At 39.8% G+C, this 16,138-nt stretch carries 18 protein-coding genes; 7 read left to right on the top strand and 11 right to left on the bottom strand.

Annotated elements, in window-relative coordinates; genetic code table 11:
- Positions 1–61: 61 nt before the first annotated feature.
- Together ACFOU2_RS15975 and ACFOU2_RS15970 are read right to left on the bottom strand one after the other, a co-directional pair.
- The gene (locus tag ACFOU2_RS15975) at positions 62–661 is read right to left on the bottom strand and encodes a sigma 54-interacting transcriptional regulator (RefSeq protein ID WP_377916809.1); all 600 of its coding nucleotides are present in this window, start codon (positions 659–661) and stop codon (positions 62–64) included.
- A gap of 141 nt (positions 662–802) precedes the next feature.
- Complete coding sequence (locus tag ACFOU2_RS15970) at positions 803–940, bottom strand: hypothetical protein (RefSeq protein ID WP_377916807.1); 138 nt, start codon at positions 938–940, stop codon at positions 803–805.
- 265 nt (positions 941–1,205) lie between these two features.
- Here ACFOU2_RS15970 and ACFOU2_RS15965 point away from each other — a divergent pair, with 265 nt between their 5' ends.
- Positions 1,206–1,658, top strand: coding sequence for a hypothetical protein (locus ACFOU2_RS15965; RefSeq protein WP_377916805.1), 453 nt, complete (start codon positions 1,206–1,208; stop codon positions 1,656–1,658).
- 231 nt (positions 1,659–1,889) lie between these two features.
- Here ACFOU2_RS15965 and folD read toward each other — a convergent pair whose 3' ends face one another.
- Entirely contained in the window at positions 1,890–2,744 is an 855-nt protein-coding gene (gene folD / locus ACFOU2_RS15960; RefSeq protein WP_377916803.1) for a bifunctional methylenetetrahydrofolate dehydrogenase/methenyltetrahydrofolate cyclohydrolase FolD, read from the bottom strand.
- Positions 2,745–3,311: 567 nt separating this feature from the next.
- On the opposite strand from folD, the gene ACFOU2_RS15955 reads away from it, so the two are divergent.
- On the top strand, positions 3,312–3,827 hold the full coding sequence (locus tag ACFOU2_RS15955) for a DUF3231 family protein (protein WP_377916801.1): 516 nt from the start codon (positions 3,312–3,314) through the stop codon (positions 3,825–3,827).
- 599 nt (positions 3,828–4,426) lie between these two features.
- Positions 4,427–5,317: a YitT family protein gene (locus ACFOU2_RS15950; protein WP_377916799.1), complete on the top strand. Its 891-nt coding sequence runs from the start codon at positions 4,427–4,429 to the stop codon at positions 5,315–5,317.
- A 47-nt stretch (positions 5,318–5,364) separates the two neighbouring features.
- Here ACFOU2_RS15950 and pgmB read toward each other — a convergent pair whose 3' ends face one another.
- Entirely contained in the window at positions 5,365–6,039 is a 675-nt protein-coding gene (pgmB, locus tag ACFOU2_RS15945; protein WP_377916797.1) for a beta-phosphoglucomutase, read from the bottom strand.
- Between the two features lie 89 nt (positions 6,040–6,128).
- On the opposite strand from pgmB, the gene ACFOU2_RS15940 reads away from it, so the two are divergent.
- On the top strand, positions 6,129–6,317 hold the full coding sequence (locus ACFOU2_RS15940; RefSeq protein ID WP_377916795.1) for a hypothetical protein: 189 nt from the start codon (positions 6,129–6,131) through the stop codon (positions 6,315–6,317).
- Between the two features lie 102 nt (positions 6,318–6,419).
- Here ACFOU2_RS15940 and qoxD read toward each other — a convergent pair whose 3' ends face one another.
- Genes qoxD through qoxA form a run of 4 tightly spaced genes read right to left on the bottom strand, consistent with a single transcriptional unit; the run spans position 6,420 to position 10,327 of the window.
- The gene (gene qoxD, locus ACFOU2_RS15935; RefSeq protein WP_377916793.1) at positions 6,420–6,719 is read right to left on the bottom strand and encodes a cytochrome aa3 quinol oxidase subunit IV; all 300 of its coding nucleotides are present in this window, start codon (positions 6,717–6,719) and stop codon (positions 6,420–6,422) included.
- Positions 6,720–7,367 carry a cytochrome aa3 quinol oxidase subunit III gene (gene qoxC, locus ACFOU2_RS15930; protein WP_377916791.1) on the bottom strand — a complete coding sequence of 216 codons (648 nt, stop codon included), beginning with the start codon at positions 7,365–7,367 and terminating at the stop codon, positions 6,720–6,722. It lies immediately after the preceding gene.
- A 3-nt stretch (positions 7,368–7,370) separates the two neighbouring features.
- Positions 7,371–9,335, bottom strand: coding sequence for a cytochrome aa3 quinol oxidase subunit I (qoxB, locus tag ACFOU2_RS15925; protein WP_377916789.1), 1,965 nt, complete (start codon positions 9,333–9,335; stop codon positions 7,371–7,373).
- Positions 9,336–9,352: 17 nt separating this feature from the next.
- Positions 9,353–10,327, bottom strand: a complete 975-nt coding sequence (gene qoxA, locus ACFOU2_RS15920; RefSeq protein WP_377916788.1) for a cytochrome aa3 quinol oxidase subunit II — start codon at positions 10,325–10,327, stop codon at positions 9,353–9,355.
- Between the two features lie 536 nt (positions 10,328–10,863).
- Here qoxA and ACFOU2_RS15915 point away from each other — a divergent pair.
- From ACFOU2_RS15915 to ACFOU2_RS15905, 3 genes are all read left to right on the top strand, one after another.
- Positions 10,864–11,289 carry a hypothetical protein gene (locus ACFOU2_RS15915; protein WP_377916786.1) on the top strand — a complete coding sequence of 142 codons (426 nt, stop codon included), beginning with the start codon at positions 10,864–10,866 and terminating at the stop codon, positions 11,287–11,289.
- A 385-nt stretch (positions 11,290–11,674) separates the two neighbouring features.
- Entirely contained in the window at positions 11,675–11,974 is a 300-nt protein-coding gene (locus ACFOU2_RS15910) for a DUF6509 family protein (RefSeq protein WP_377916784.1), read from the top strand.
- 247 nt (positions 11,975–12,221) lie between these two features.
- The gene (locus tag ACFOU2_RS15905) at positions 12,222–12,551 is read left to right on the top strand and encodes a hypothetical protein (protein WP_377916782.1); all 330 of its coding nucleotides are present in this window, start codon (positions 12,222–12,224) and stop codon (positions 12,549–12,551) included.
- Between the two features lie 365 nt (positions 12,552–12,916).
- Here the strand turns inward: ACFOU2_RS15905 and ACFOU2_RS15900 are convergent, their stop codons facing one another.
- From ACFOU2_RS15900 to fdhD, 3 genes are all read right to left on the bottom strand, one after another.
- Positions 12,917–13,831 (bottom strand): glycerophosphodiester phosphodiesterase, encoded by a 915-nt coding sequence (locus tag ACFOU2_RS15900; protein ID WP_377916780.1) that lies wholly within the window; start codon positions 13,829–13,831, stop codon positions 12,917–12,919.
- 264 nt (positions 13,832–14,095) lie between these two features.
- The gene (locus tag ACFOU2_RS15895; RefSeq protein ID WP_377916778.1) at positions 14,096–14,896 is read right to left on the bottom strand and encodes a formate/nitrite transporter family protein; all 801 of its coding nucleotides are present in this window, start codon (positions 14,894–14,896) and stop codon (positions 14,096–14,098) included.
- Positions 14,897–15,330: 434 nt separating this feature from the next.
- Complete coding sequence (gene fdhD, locus ACFOU2_RS15890) at positions 15,331–16,113, bottom strand: formate dehydrogenase accessory sulfurtransferase FdhD (RefSeq protein WP_377917016.1); 783 nt, start codon at positions 16,111–16,113, stop codon at positions 15,331–15,333.
- Positions 16,114–16,138 lie beyond the last annotated feature (25 nt).

The raw sequence follows: 16,138 nt of genomic DNA, 5'->3' as shown, positions 1-16,138 counted from the left end.
ATTATATTTCTAATCAACAACAACCACTATGATTATTTATTTAATGGTATATGAAATTTTTTCATTTTCTGTACAATGGTGCCTGGCTGACTTGCAAGACTTCGGCCGCTTTTCTTGTCGTTTCATATTGTTCCATCGCACGCATGACCATTTTCTTTTCTACGAGTTCCACAGCTTTTTTCAGCGGGATAATATCATGGTCAGGCAAACTCTCTTCTTTTGAAATCTTAATTCTTCCGGCAAATCTTGAACATGGATTTCTTCCTGGAATGTTGTCACAACAAGACGTTCTAAATGCCCCTGGTTCATACCCGAATAATTCTGCCTCTATTAAATTCTCGGGAATGGCAGCACAATTTAATTCCATGAATACTTGATTATGCCGGTAGCTCTGGTCGTGAATGAACTTCGCCAGGATGCTTTTACCAACACCTGTTTCTCCTTGCAGCAATACCTTCACATCGGTTTTTGCTACTTTTGCCGCAAGTTTGTATAAAAGACTCGTTTTTTCGCTTGTCACCAAATCTGCTAAGTTCTCTTGTTCTGAAACAGACTCAACCGTAGTTTGCCTGAACCAAAATTGCAGACCATCTAACTCATGTTTAAGCTTCAACAACTCCGTAATATCTCTTACGCTGCTGATCACTTGAACTACTCCCACTTAACACCCTTACGAGTTGTTTGAAGTGAGAGATTCCTGCGAACACCAACGTAACCGTCAGTTTCTTAACCAGACAAGTTCTATTTACGCAACTAGCACCATACTAGAATTCGTTCAGGAATATTATACCAAAAACTCAGGCTAACGCCTATCGAAATCCATCTCCCACTTACTCATTGGGTTATGCCCTGCACATTCCTTGAAGTGGGAGTATTCTTTCGGAAAATAATAAAAGACTGCTATCGCCTCTTGAACGGTCTGGGTGTGATATAGTTTCATATTGATTCTCCTTATTCCACTATATAGTTAACATAATATAATTATGGTTTATTGATTGATCTTATCCTATTATTTTCTATTTTTCCGAATCGTTTCGTCAACTAAAAGTAAAAAAGACGTCTTTATTTCCAATCTTTTGTTATCAACTTTTCTTGGTAATCGTCTATAATGTAGGAATGGGGATAAGTCTTATCATCATACCGAGCGGGATATTTTACCGATCGTACATGATTTTTATAACCATTTTAAAGAGAGGAGTGAGGAATTGAGAGATATCATTTTGTTTCTCACTGAAGTTGTCAACAATATTCATGATGTTTTAATTGCAATTACTGAAACATTTGGTTTTCAGATGACAGATAAAGATTTGCACTTTTGGATTATTGGCATTATTGGCATGGTGACCTTTTTTCCTGTTTACATCTTTTTTAAAATTTTATCCAAATGGCGCTGGAGCGTTGCCGCGATTTCCTTTGTTTACACCTTTACCATCATGACGGTTTTGGTCTTTGCCATCGAAATCCAACAAGCTATCACGGACCGCGGACATATGGAGTTTTCCGATGCTGTAATCGGTTTGTGGGGGTTTCTTGTCTTTTTCATGGTATACGCTTGCTTTGCTCTCATCCTGCTGGCTATTAAAAACCTATTTAAACAGAAGAAAAAGAAAATATCGGAAAACACCTCGACTCGCACCGGGCGTCATCGATCAATGTAATGCAAAAAGGGGCTGACCCAAAAGCCTCCAGCTGGCGGTAATCATCCATTTTTTCTTTGATGGGCCGTCACCGCCATGCTTGATTTTCCCGAATTTTACTACATCATTCATATTCCTTACTACCATATGCAGTCATTCTCTCCATACAAAAAAGAGCATTGAATCTCAATGCTCTTTTTTGTACATATATATGCCTTTATCTAGAAGTGGGCCTAAATGGACTCGAACCATCTATAATCGGTTCATTCTCTTTGCTGCTTCCACCGTATTGTTCAGTAACATCGTAATCGTCATAGGACCCACTCCGCCGGGAACAGGTGTAATGTAGCTTGCCACTTCTTTCGCGGCATCGAAATCTACATCCCCGACAAGTTTTCCGTTTTCATCAACGCCATTGCCTACATCAATGACAATGGCACCCGGCTTAATATCCTCCGCTTTGATAAAACGAGGATTTCCAACTGCTGAGACGAGAATGTCTGCTTGTCTTGTTAATCCAGGCAAATCTTGTGTACGTGAGTGAGCAATCGAAACCGTTGCATTTTCTTGTAAAAGAAGAAGTGCCACAGGTTTACCAACAATATTGCTTCGGCCAACCACCACTGCATGTTTGCCCGCAATTTCTTCCCCGGAACGCTTGATTAATTCGATAATACCGTATGGAGTGCATGGCAAAAAGCATTCATCCCCAATAACCAAGTTTCCGACACTCATCGGATGAAACCCATCTACGTCTTTTGCGAGACTAATTCGGTTTAATACCGATTTTTCGTTAATGTGCTTCGGTAACGGCAGTTGTACGAGAATGCCATGAACATTCGGATTTTCGTTCAAACCATCAATTTCCCTTAACAATTCTTCTTCGGTAATATCCGCATCCCGGCGAATGACCTCTGATACAATCCCGATTTCCTCACACGCTTTCGCTTTAGACTTTACATATGACTGAGATGCTGGGTTGTCCCCTACCAAAATAACCGATAAACCCGGGGCGATCCCCTTCTCTTTCAGTGCAGCTACTTCCTCTTTTAATGCTGCTCTCATTTCAGCTGCCACTTCTTTTCCCTTAATAATGGTTGCACTCATCATCAAAAACCTCTCTTTCTAAAAAACGAACATTATTACCACTTTTATTATAATGGTTCGGAAAAATAAAATAAACCTATAATTGTTGAAAGACACCAATTTAATTCGATTTTTTTTATCATTTTAGGCGAGAAGACTCCCACTTCAAATTTTGTGCAGGGCAACGCCCAAAAATAAGTGGGAGGTAGTTCAATTTAACACAAATAGAACGATGTACAGATTTCATTCGGAATAATGCTGTTCAAACAAAAGATAAACGATTCAAAATATCTTTATCATAAATTGTTACATCGTATAATGTTTGTTACAGTATCTCCAATTGATCGTGAAGAAGTCCATTCTATCATTGGGCTTTTTTTTGTCGTTTACGCCTAACCGAAATATATGTATAAAATGGACCGTCCTAAACAAGCGGAGAAGGAGAACCTTCTTCTAACCAATGTCCCCTCAAAACGAAAAAAAATCACGGATAAAAAAACAAATTGAACAAACAATAAACGTTGTGGTTTAGAGTCACAGTTGCAAAAGGAGTCAATCATGAATTTTTCGTCGATAAGGAGGACAATGATGGGTATTTTAAGCGGAAATCCAAAAAATGAACCAATGCATTACGGAGAAGTATTTGGCGCATGGAATTACTTAATGACAGCTCAAGGAAAGATTGCCGGGTATCAGGTACTGATCAATCATACCGGTGATGAAGATTTAAAGTCGTTCCTTGAAGACGTCATCAAAAATGAATTAAAACCGGAAGTAGAACAGCTGCAAGAATTGTTAAAAGCAAACGGCATTGCCTTGCCGCCGGCTCCGCCGGAACGCCCTTCGGCAACCATTGAAAGCATACCTCCGGGAGCTCGTATCACCGATCCCGAGGTGGCTGCAAAAGTATCAATGGACATTGCTGCCGGATTAGTGGCTTGCAGCACAATCATGGGAACGAGCATTCGTGAAGACATTGGTGCTATGTTCGGCCAATTTCATATGAAAAAAGCACAGTTTGGTGCAACTTTACTTAGATTGAACAAAGAAAAAGGATGGCTTATCCCGCCGCCGCTTCATGTGCAGCAATCTGAGCAAGCGTAAAGTCTGTCGAAAAACGGAGAACACATTCATCAAAGGACATAAAAAGTTGGCAATGAAAAATTGCCAGCTTTTTTTATAATGGGTACTTTACGTCCCTGTAATGGCTCCACGAATGCCGCTGTCCCCTCCTTTTCATGTGCCGTCATATTATTTACCTATAGTCAGGTCAGTGCCTTTGAATTGGTTTTTCAAGTCGTATCATTGGATTTGTTTCCGAAAATTCCGATATAATAAAGAAAAAGGCGGCGATAAGAGGCATATACATAGTAAAACGATTCTTATTTTTTCTTACCGGATTGATCCAATCATCTACATTCGTCTTATACAGCCTGGATTTTGTGAAGTATTTCACGTTTAGCCTCGTCTTTATTATTTCCCTAATCTAGTTTTTTACCGGCTTATCTTCTTTACGACTCTTCCCTCTTGCCACCATATACAGAAAATATCTTTCTTCATCTTTATTACGTTTTTCTATTGAACGAGTATGGATTGGCATCCAATTGATGACACCACATGTGACTATGGGCAAAGGAGACACTAGCCACCTGATGAACTTCTTAATCAGCTATTTCAATATCTAACAAAGATAGGAGACAATTATGGAATTAACTTCACAGTTAAAAGAAAAAACAGAGCACCGAAAGCTAAGCAAAAAAGCGCTCTTCAAACGCATATTTTTAATCACGATCGGAGCTATTTTAATGTCCGTCGGACTGGAGATTTTTTTAGTACCGAATAATGTTATTGACGGCGGTATCGTAGGGATTTCGATCATCCTCTCCCACTTAACGGGAGTGAAACTTGGAATTTTTATTTTCATTTTAAACTTACCGTTCTTTTTTATAGGTTATAAGCAAATTGGAAAAACATTCGCCCTTTCGACTTTGTATGGGATCACGATGTTATCGATTGGGACAGCTTTGTTGCATCCTGTTCCTGGACTAACAGATGATATATTGCTTGCCACTGTATTTGGAGGACTGATTCTTGGCATCGGGGTAGGAATTGTCATTCGCTACGGCGGGTCACTTGATGGCACTGAAATTTTAGCCATTTTACTCAATAACAAAACACCGTTTTCGGTTGGAGAAGTTGTCATGTTTTTCAACATTTTCATTCTTGGAAGCGCTGGTTTTGTCTTTGGATGGGACCGCAGCATGTATTCATTGATAGCTTATTTCATTGCTTTTAAAACGATTGATATCGTTATAGAAGGGCTGGAACAGTCGAAAACAGCCTGGATCATCAGTGACCAGCATAAAGAAATCGGAGATGCCATCCTTGCGCGTTTGGGCCGCGGCGTCACATACCTGCAAGGAGAAGGTGCTTACACAGGGGATGATAAAAAAGTGATCTTCTGTGTCATCACACGAATTGAAGAAGCAAAACTCAAATCCATTGTAGAAGATTTAGATCCAACTGCGTTTCTGGCCGTTGGGGATATCGCAGAAGTGCGCGGGGGACGATTCAAAAAGAAAGGGATTCACTAAGAGAAAAGCGGAGCGGGAGCGTGCTTTTAACTATGCACCTCCCATTTTTAATGTCGGCTGTACCATTTTTCGAATTTTTCTTTCAGCTCACGATAATTCAATTTGCCGGTAGACATAACATGCCAATCGGCTTTTTCCATCGCTTGATGAGCCCCTACCCCGATGGAAAACATTCCTGCCTTTTGAATGCCTGACAATCCTGCTTCCCCATCCTCAATCGCTGCACAGTTTTTATACCGTATCCCTAATTCATCAGCGGCTTTCATAAAAATTTCAGGATGAGGTTTTCCGTTTTGAATGGTTTTTACATCGACTACGTAATCAAACCAATGTATCAACTCCAACTTTTCAAGAACGGTAAATGCATTGGAACTTGAGGAGGCAACAGCAGTCTTGACCTTGTTTTCTTTTAGCTCCATGAGCAAGGGTAAAATACCAGGGAGCATGTCTTTCGGTGACATGTTTTGAATAAGCTTTTTATAATGCTCGTTTTTCTCCTCAGCCAGACTTCTCTTTTTCTCATCTGAAAACGTTTGGCCGCTTAGCTCGACTAAACACTCGACTGTTTTCATTCGATTAATTCCCTGGAGCCGTTGATTGAGATCCCGGTCAAACGGTGCACCAATTTGGTCAGCAATGTGTTTATTGGCAAAATAATAAAGCTGGACCGTATCAGCAATGACTCCATCCATGTCAAAAATGACAGCTTTTAACATCGACATTTTTTTCATCCTTTTTCAATTCTCGTAATTTCAATATGTCTTAATTATATGATAAACTATTAAAGAAGTCGTATGTTGAAGGTGATGCCGTGAACAAACGAAAATTTAGTTTTATTATCATTGTGTTAACGTTTTGTTACTCACTATTAATGGCGCTTGCAGCGGTTGGGAATTATATCAATGCCAGGCCCACCACTTATTTTTACTTGGGTTGTGCGATTGTGTCATTTATTATAGGGATTATCAGTTTCATAGAATATAAAAAGAAACAAATGTGAAAGGACTTGAACATATCTTGGTTTAAAGTCCTTTTTTATTTTTCTATAGAAAAACACCTTCCACGTGTATCCGGAAGGTGTTTTTTTGATTTATTGTAACTGTTAGTGCATATTCGTCATAACCCAAACAGAACCGTACACAATGACGATTGCAATAAACCCGGCAGACGCCATCTTACCAACCTGCCATGCACCTTCTCCTTCTTTGATGTGCATGAACATGAATAGCTGAATAGCTGCCTGTAAAAAAGCAAGACCGAATATAAGGATGACAATCGTCTTGATCGCTAAATCTGTATAGAGGGCTAATCCGGCTGCCAACAACGTTAGCGCAATAGATAAAATTAAGCCCATGATGTGTCCCCACGGGAAGCCATGATGAGTATTTGTTTTATTTGCCATTTATCCCACCAACCCTAATAGGTAAACACCAGTATAAACGAAGATCCATACAAAGTCTAAAAAGTGCCAATATAAGCTGGCAATAAAGACTTTCTTGGCTGTATCCGGTGTTAAACCTCGTTTTGATATTTGGAAAAGAAGTAAAAGCATCCAGCAAATACCAACAGATACGTGAAGTCCATGCGTTCCGGTCAAGAAATAGAAGGCAGACCAGTAAGCATTTGTACTAAGTGCAGCACCTTCATGTACAAGGTGAGTGAACTCAGTGATTTCCAAGTAAAGGAATGTTAGACCGAACAATAATGTAATGACCAGCCAAACATTCATTGCTTTTACGTTTCTTTTTCTCATTTCATGAATTGCTAAACCACAAGTGAAACTACTTACCAGCAACACGATTGTCATTAACAATGTGTTATGGAGATCAAAAACTTCCATAGGCATTGGGGCGCCGCCGGCATGTTCATGCATATGCATATGGCTCCCCACTGTCATTTTATAAATCGTAAAATACGTTGCAAAAATGGTAGCAAATAAAGCCACTTCCGCACCCAAGAAAATCCAGAATCCAAATATATTCAGTCTGCCTATTCCAGACTGGTATTCCAAGGGCGTGTTAGGACTTATATTTTCGTTTGCATGTGCCATAACTTACGCCTCCTTACGAAACGGTTGTTCCGTTTTTATGATTTCTTCTACGCTGACATAATATCCTTCATCTTCTCTATGGGAGACAAGTGAGCGTCTTGCCATGCATCCTAATACACCGATGCCGCCAAGTATAGCCATCCACCATAAATCAAATACTAATCCGAAACCTGCAATAAAGAAGAATACTGACATAACAAACGGCGTACCCGCATTGCTAGGCATATGAATCGGTTTGTATTCTACTTTTTCTGCTTTCTTGCTTTCTTTTTGCTCTTGCTTCATAAGCCAGAATGCATCAAGGCCTTTTACTACAGGAGTAACGGCAAAGTTATAGTGAGGAGCAACGGCAGATGATGTTGCCCATTCAAGTGTACGTCCGTTCCATGCATCTCCTGTTTGCTCTCTTTCAGCGTGACGGAAGCTGTAGTATACGTTATATACAAGCATAAGGAAGGCAATACCCATTCCTAAAGCTCCAACAGTTGAAAGAACGTTTAAAGAAGTCCAGCCTTCTTCTGCACCATACGTGTAAATACGTCTTGGCATACCGTCGAATCCTAATAGGAATTGCGGCAAGAAGCAGACATTAAATCCAATTGTAAAGAACCAGAATGTCCATTTTCCAATTCGCTCATTTAATTTATGACCAAACATTTTTGGATACCAGAACACAAAACCTGCGAAACATGCAAATACAGTTCCGGCAATTAATGTGTAATGGAAGTGGGCAATAAGGAAATAACTATTATGATATTGGAAATCGGCTGATGCCATTCCAAGCATAACCCCTGTTACCCCACCGATTAGGAAAGTTGGAATAAATCCGACAGCCCAAAGCATCGGTACAGTATATTCAATCCGGCCTTTATAAAGAGTAAGCAGCCAGTTAAAGATCTTCATCCCTGTCGGTATGGCAATCGCCATTGTTGTGATCGAGAATACAGAGTTAACTGCCGCAGATCCACCCATTGTAAAGAAGTGGTGAACCCAAACCAAGAAACTAAGGAAAGAGATAGTCACAATGGAGATAACCATTGATTTATAACCAAACAATGTTTTCTTGGCGAACGTCGAAATAATTTCAGAGAAAATACCGAACGCCGGCAAAATAACAATATATACTTCAGGATGTCCCCAAACCCAGAACAAGTTCGCCCAAAGCATCGGCATTCCACCGTCGGCTAATGTAAAGAAGTGAGTGCCAAATGAACGGTCAAATGTCATTAATGCTAACGTAACTGTTAATACCGGGAACGCGAACACGATAATAAACGCAGTAACAAGCGTTGTCCATGTAAACATAGGCATACGCATTAATGTCATGCCAGGTGCGCGCATTTTAATGATTGTTACGATAAAGTTAACACCTGTCATAAGTGTACCGATCCCTGAAATCTGAAGACCAAGTAAATAATAGTTGATTCCAGGTCCAGTACTTCCTTCAATTGCTAACGGAGCATAGTTCGTCCAACCTGCATCCGGCGATCCGCCAAATACAAAGGAAATGTTGAAAAGAATAGCTCCAAAGAAGAATGCCCAAAAACTTAATGCATTCAAATATGGAAACGCTACGTCCCTTGCTCCAATTTGCAATGGAACAACAACGTTCATTAATCCAATTATGAACGGCATAGCCATGAAAATAATCATGATCGTACCGTGTGTTGTGAAAATTTCATTATAGTGCTGAGATGTCAAAAATCCATTATTAGGCACTGTTAATTGCGCTCTCATCAATAATGCGTCCACGCCGCCGCGGAAAAGCATCAAGATGGCCGCAATGATATACATGATTCCGATTCTTTTGTGGTCAACGCTTGTTAGCCACTCAGTCCAAAGCCATTTCCACTTTTTGAAATAAGTAAGAACGAAGATAATGGCAACCGTTGTTAACAAAATGGAAATATTCGCTCCAATAATCATTGGATCATTAAGGATTAAATTGTCCTTTATAAACTCAAACATTCTGTGCTCCCCCTTTCTTATTCGTGATGTTCGTGATGTTCGTGATGAGCATGAGAGCCGCCATGGGAAGACTCTGCATTATGGCTGTTTCCTTCATCACCATGAGGGTTTGTTTCAACCCCATATTTTTCACGAATTTTCATCGCATATGTTCCTGAATCGATACCATGGTCGACAATACCCAGGTGAGTGTTTGAGAATGTCATTTCTTTAACTGTTTCAGGCAACATTAATTTTTCGTATGTTTCTTCTGTTAATTTTGGTGCTGTTTTTTGGGTTTCTTTTACCCAATTTTCATAGTTCGCTTCTTTCATAGCGACAAAGTTAAACTTTTGATGTGCCATGCCTTTACCTGTAAAGTTGGAATTCATTCCGTCATATGTTCCAGGTTCGTCAGCCTGTAGAAACAATTCATTAGTCATTCCAGGCATTCCGTATTCCTGACCGCCAATCTGCGGAACCCAGAAAGAAGTCATAGAATCTGCAGAAGTGATTTTGAAAAGAATCGGGCGATCTTCCGGCACATTTACGTAATTCACCGTTTCGATATTTTCTTCCGGATAACTGAAGATCCATTTCCAGTCAACAGAAGTAGCATGGATAACAAGCGGCTCTTTATGTGCAGTCGCTTTTGGCGCTTTCTCCAATTCATAAAGCGATTTAACCGTCGGAATGGATAAAGCGATAACAATGATCAAAGGAATGATCGTCCAAAGAACTTCCAGCTTCGTGCTGTGGTGGAAATTAGGATCATAATCCTTTTCATTGAAATTCTTACGGTCACGGTATTTTGCAATAACAAAGGTAAATAAGACGTACACAACAACCATAATAAAGATCATAAAGTAGATCGAATACATGATCAGGTCTTTTTGTGTTTCAGCAACAGGACCTTTTGGGTCGAATATAGCATATTGGCTGCAGCCGCTTAAAACGAATAAAAAAAGTGCCCCAACCATCATACTTAAAAATGGTTTAAGTTTTTTCATCACCTTTGTTCACCTTCCTTTCTAATAACTCATAAGTAAATAAGTTCATACTACTATTAGATTAAATGTTCACGTACATATAGTATCAGAAGCTGTAAAAAACGGAACACTATATCTGTGATTTTTATCACTTTTTGACGTTTTTTCGAAAAGTAGACAAATTTTTTTCACATTTTCGTAACAAAATTGGAAATTTTTTTATATGCTGCTATATTAATAAACTTTCTTTTTATCATCCTTCATATTTATCAACCCCTGGAAATCAAAAAACAGAGAGTAGATAGGACCTTTAAAAAGGCTAAATCAATAAGAAAAAACACATAAGGAGAATTTTCCATGTATGCATATGGAATTTATACGTTTCATGTCCCGCCAGCCTGTTTCTATGTTTTACCACTGTACATCCATCCGCCTTATTCTTTCTCCCTCTTTAACACACTGTCAATACCAAAGATTGCTTCCTCGTTTGGGAAAGAGACCATGTTCCACAATTCACCATAATACGAAATAAAAGCCTAAATCAGTGTGTATTTACCCGAATGTCGACTCTTTCAATCCATATCCGCATTATTTATCCAAAAATGGATGAACAAGAATTCATCGATGCCCTTGAACGATGCGTCAAGGTCTCCATCACCGCAGCGGCAGGTATTGCGGCCGCTGAAATTATGGCCATGGAGGCGTTTCCCCCTTCTATACCGGCTATACTACCCGGCCTCTTCTATTCGGCCTACGCGGCAGGTAAAAAAACGTTCTTTACAGCGATGAAAGTAAACCCGACTCTAGGGAAAATGAACCCCTCTAATTTTAAATTTTTCTTATTTCATGAACAGAGCAGCACCGATGAGTGGCATCCCCTTACCAGAAAAGAAGCACTTGACTTTCTAAAAACACTTTTTACGCACAGTACAGGTTTTGTCCTTCTCGATCAAGTCGTTCCTCTTGCAGCGGTCCAGAAAAAATGAAATCATGTCTCGGAGGAAGTAAAAGATATTATGCAATTCACGGGTGATGCGATGGAGAAATGGGGACAAAAAGTCAAGCAAGAAATGCTCGAAGAATGGGAGTACTTAACAGACAGTCACCAACATGGGGGAAAACCAAAGTAAACAGGTTTTAAAACTGAAAGGAACGAGCCGCTCTCCCATGTACTTGATATTTTGGGGAGTTATGATAAGGTAAAACCGTTGCAGTGAAAAGTTTTTAAAGAAAGTTGCACTTAGGGCCGTTTCTTATGTGATGCCTGTTTAACAGAAAGATTGTTAGATCCTGTTTTTATATTACTTGAAATACGGCTATAATAGATGTTGCCGCAGTCGTTGGCGTGCGTAACAATGAAAGGATGAGATCATGTTAACCATTTTAGGTCATACAGTCGAATTATTGGATGATCCGTTTGGAATCTTATCAGGAAACCGGTATGAATTCTTTTTAAACATAGCTGTTCCTGAAGATGATGAGCTTCATACAGAAAATGAATTAGGCATCAAAGTCATTTATGTAGTCGATGAACAAGGCTCCCATATTAATCAGTACCATGTGTTCGAAAGGAACGAAAAAGGAGAAGAAAAATACATCGACATTTGGCTTGACGAGGAAGAAGAAGAAATAATCGCCGCGTATTGTAAGGAAAATCTGCCTTCGGAATAATATGAAAGGATGACTTCAAGACTGTAACAGTCCACTACGAAGCCATCCTTTTTTATAGCAATCCTTTCATATTATTTAAGTAACATCAAACGACTATGTAGAAGTCGTGTTGTGATCAGTTCACGCTATCCCCCTTCTCCTGATTTTTTTGGTCTTCATGAAAAAAAATCGAGATAAGCTAGTCTAATATTTTCGAAGTTTGACTATAATGCTACTAATAAAGGTTCGTGAAGGAGGGAGATTCGGGATGATGTTATACGATTTGAAAAATAGATTATACTATAAAGCCATCAATACATCGGAACCAAAAATGGGAGGGTCTCATCAAGGGCGGACATGGGGCTATGTGCCAAAAAGGTTGAACGGAAAAGCAGTGAAATTTTGGATTGATTATACATGGGGACGTTATATGTATTTTCAGCATGAAGAGAAATGGTATCGCGTTCAATATTTGCAATCCAACTACAAAAAAACAAATCATGACATCTTTAATGGTGTATTAATAAACCTCATTATAGAGGGACAAGACTTAAAGCTCGTCCGGGGAAACTTCGAGAAAAAGCGCATGCTCGCATGACTCAATCATGAATGATGATAAAAAGTTAAAAATAGGATATACTAAAATTGTTACCCTATCCCCTCAATTTCGCGATCGTTGCGGGACACTTAACCAGAACGGATTGGATGGGGTGACAAAGGACAAGGAGCCCCTGGTTCCTTGTCCTTTTCTATATAAATCCACATAAAGAATTTGACATGGACAAAACGCCCATGTCAAATTCTTTACGCATAAGCGGCTGCCAATCGACATTAAGGGCTCTTGCCAGCCGCTTATACGAAGACCTTTGTAAGCTCATCTAAGATAAAAAAAACAGAAAGGCGCAAATAGAAGAAGGACCGGTGACAGAGGTTAAAAAATTAAATTGGATTTATATATTAAGACTATTTTTGGCTTTTATACTCCTGGATCACTTCGTTGAAACGATCTGGGAAATTGGTGAACACACCCGTAACTCCCCACTCCAATGCTTTTCTCATCTCTTCTTTTTCATTGATAGTATAAGGATGGATCAATAAGTGATGATCTCTTACTTTTTGGACATATGCCTGATCGATTTTGGCAAAGTTCGGTCCTACCCCAATGGCATATTGTTTAATGTCTTCCAACTCTACATCAGAGATAGAAGCCGGAGCATCGTACCAAAGAAGTTGTACAAGAGGTAGCGATGGATTCATTTCATGAACTTTTTTCAAACTTTCCGGACTGAACGATTGAATCAATACATGGCTTGAACAGCCATTTTCCCCTGTTAGCTTGTACTTTTCAAGCAGTTCCAGTAACTTCTCTTCCATGCCCGGATATACTCCCGGAGATTTCGTTTCTATGTAGTATTGCGCTCCCCGTCCGAATTTCTTGAATATTTCTTCCAGCGTCGGTACCTGAAGTCCTGCATATTCAGGCTTTGCATATTGCGGATATCTTTCATTAAACCATGAGCCTGCATCAAGCTTTTTGATCTCTTCTAACGTCATATCCTTAACCAGGCCTGTTCCGTTTGTCGTACGGTCTACCGTTTCATCATGCATGGCAATCAATTCGCCGTCTTTTGTCATTTGCAGGTCAACTTCAATGTAGTCACCTTTCATTTTCTCTCCCATTTCATATGAAAGAAGTGTGTGCTCAGGCGCATAACCCGAGGCACCGCGATGAGCGGCTGTAATAATTTTCGTTTCAGGTGAAGACAGTTCAGGTTGTGCAGATGTCGTACCTGCCGCCATGGAAACCGGTGCCGTTGTTTGCATGACAACCCCGGCGCTTAACAGAACGAATGCTGATTTTTTTACCCAATTTTTCATAGAACATTTCTCCTCTCATTTATTACAACATTTACTGTAAAAGAGAAATGTAAAGACAATTCTAATAGATTGTAAAACTTACATTCACAAACAAAAAACAGGTAAAATAACCCATTATATTCTAGTTCTTTATAGGGCGAAATGAAGAAACCTATAACTTTGGATTCATAGAAAGTAGCTTAATCTCCTTTCCCCCGTAAAAAATGTCTGCAGCCCTTTGAAAATATGAACTTTTTTCAAGGACTGCAGACATTTTTTAAATCATTACGAAGCTTTTTTCATAGCTGATTGTTGCACAGTACGTTTTTGGTATGCCATAAAGTACGCAAACCCGACAAACAGCGCTCCTCCAATTGCATTGCCGATAAAGACAGGAACGAAATTTTGGAAGTATTCGGCCCATGTCACTTTTCCAGCGAAGATGGCTGCTGGAATGACGAACATATTTGCGACAACGTGCTGGAAACCGATGGCAACGAACGCCATGATTGGGAACCAGATACCTAAAATTTTGCCGGCTAAATCTTGTGCGCCAAATGCCAACCAAATGGCAAGACAAACAAGCCAGTTACAGCCGATTGCTGAGACTAGGGCTTTTCCAAAAGGTTCTTCCACTTTTGCCTGTGCAATCGCCGCTGTTTTATCAAGAAATGGCCCCATTTCTGTCAGCCCGACAATATGTCCAAAAAAGTAAGCCACAAATAAAGCTCCAACAAAATTGCTGACAGTCACCCAAAACCAGTTCCTCGCTAAATCCGCAGCGGCAATCCGGCGGGAATAAAGAGCCATTGACACAGACATCATATTCCCTGTAATCAACTCTCCCCCCGCAAGTACAACCAGCATAAGCCCAACCGGGAATACAGCTCCTCCTAACAGGCTGGCCAGGCTTCCCCATTCCGGCGGTAAATTACCAATCACACGAATGTCGAGTAAAAAACCCAATGAAATGAAGGCCCCTGCCATAAACCCAAGGATAAGCAGTGCAGGAAGCGGCAGTTTTGTTTTTTGCACCCCTGCCTCAACCACCGCCTCGGCAATTTGATTTGGTTTAAAAAATGCCATATAAAATTCCTCCAAATTATTAAAATAAAGGCTTTTAAAAAAAACGATGTCGATTTTTCTCTATTTTGCCTCATTTATGCGGAATGGCCATTTCGCACGAATGAGGCAACCATCACCAGTAGTAGCCCTTAACATGGCTGTAACAAAAAAAGCAACATCCAACAAACCTTGCCGATCGACAAGATTTACTTGGATGTTGCTTAATATCCCTACACGTTTTTAGTATAGAAAAATCAATCATCACCTATATGTATCGAATAGAGAATACACAGAACTTGCATATTTTCCATTTCACACATTCGAGCGATCTCATTATAGCAAGAGGAATTTTAAACATCAACATTTTTTTGAACTTTTTTTGAATTTTTTTCGAATTTTTTTTGAATCTTTTTTGAATCTTTTTCGAACTTTTTTTGAATTCTTTTTGAACTTCGTTAAGAATGAACGCGAATCCGTTCCGGCCGCGTATACACATTCAACGAATCATTCCGGATAAATCCTACGGTCGTAATGCCTAGTTGTTCCGCCAATTGCAGCGCTAATTCGGTTGGAGCGGATTTTGACAATACAACTTCACAACCAATTTTAGCGACTTTCAATAAAATCTCTGATGAAATGCGGCCGCTAAACACAATGACTTTATCACGGATCGAAATATCATGTTTTAAACAATGGCCGTAAATTTTATCAAGTGCATTATGGCGCCCAATGTCCATTCTGCTTAACACAATACCATTCGCATCACATAATGCGGCATTGTGCACGCCTCCTGTTGCTTGAAAGGTTGTCGCCGAACTTTGCATCTCCTTCATCAACCGGAAGCAATCTTGTACAGACAGGGTGACATGAACGTCTTCCATTGTTTTCGCTGTCATCGCATCGTTTACAAACACAAAGCCTTGTCGGCTCATGCCGCAGCAGGACGTGATATAACGCTTGCTTTGGAAGTTTTGATAATATGGATTGATGCCTTTCGTTTTCACATGGGCAAATCCTTCCTTTTCCTGCACCCATATTTCTTCAATATCCTCATATTTTCGAATAACACCCTCAGATGCCAAAAATCCTACTACCATATCCTCAATATATTCCGGTGTACAAACCATCGTAGCAAATTCTTGTTCGTTAATCTTGATGGTCACCGGATGTTCCGTCACAATCGTATCCTCAACCGGATTCATGTGACCGTTTTCAAAACGAAGAATCTTTCGTTTCATTTCTGCCGGCTTCATGGTGAATCCT

It is taken from the genome of Bacillus songklensis (genome assembly GCF_042649685.1).
GTDB classification, from domain to species: Bacteria; Bacillota; Bacilli; order Bacillales; family Bacillaceae_H; genus Bacillus_BA; species Bacillus_BA songklensis.
Note: the sequence above shows the minus strand (reverse complement) of the source record. Positions and strands in the feature narration are given on the sequence as shown.

Excerpts from the sequence above, each read along its gene's own strand:
- ACFOU2_RS15970 (WP_377916807.1), bottom strand. The coding sequence starts at position 940 with ATGAAACTATATCACACCCAGACCGTTCAAGAGGCGATAGCAGTCTTT.
- folD (WP_377916803.1), bottom strand. The coding sequence starts at position 2,744 with ATGAGTGCAACCATTATTAAGGGAAAAGAAGTGGCAGCTGAAATGAGA.
- ACFOU2_RS15955 (WP_377916801.1), top strand. The coding sequence starts at position 3,312 with ATGGGTATTTTAAGCGGAAATCCAAAAAATGAACCAATGCATTACGGA.
- ACFOU2_RS15950 (WP_377916799.1), top strand. The coding sequence starts at position 4,427 with ATGGAATTAACTTCACAGTTAAAAGAAAAAACAGAGCACCGAAAGCTA.
- pgmB (WP_377916797.1), bottom strand. The coding sequence starts at position 6,039 with ATGTCGATGTTAAAAGCTGTCATTTTTGACATGGATGGAGTCATTGCT.
- qoxD (WP_377916793.1), bottom strand. The coding sequence starts at position 6,719 with ATGGCAAATAAAACAAATACTCATCATGGCTTCCCGTGGGGACACATC.
- qoxC (WP_377916791.1), bottom strand. The coding sequence starts at position 7,367 with ATGGCACATGCAAACGAAAATATAAGTCCTAACACGCCCTTGGAATAC.
- qoxB (WP_377916789.1), bottom strand. The coding sequence starts at position 9,335 with ATGTTTGAGTTTATAAAGGACAATTTAATCCTTAATGATCCAATGATT.
- ACFOU2_RS15915 (WP_377916786.1), top strand. The coding sequence starts at position 10,864 with ATGTCGACTCTTTCAATCCATATCCGCATTATTTATCCAAAAATGGAT.
- ACFOU2_RS15910 (WP_377916784.1), top strand. The coding sequence starts at position 11,675 with ATGTTAACCATTTTAGGTCATACAGTCGAATTATTGGATGATCCGTTT.
- ACFOU2_RS15905 (WP_377916782.1), top strand. The coding sequence starts at position 12,222 with ATGATGTTATACGATTTGAAAAATAGATTATACTATAAAGCCATCAAT.
- ACFOU2_RS15900 (WP_377916780.1), bottom strand. The coding sequence starts at position 13,831 with ATGAAAAATTGGGTAAAAAAATCAGCATTCGTTCTGTTAAGCGCCGGG.
- ACFOU2_RS15895 (WP_377916778.1), bottom strand. The coding sequence starts at position 14,896 with ATGGCATTTTTTAAACCAAATCAAATTGCCGAGGCGGTGGTTGAGGCA.
- fdhD (WP_377917016.1), bottom strand. The coding sequence starts at position 16,113 with ATGAAACGAAAGATTCTTCGTTTTGAAAACGGTCACATGAATCCGGTT.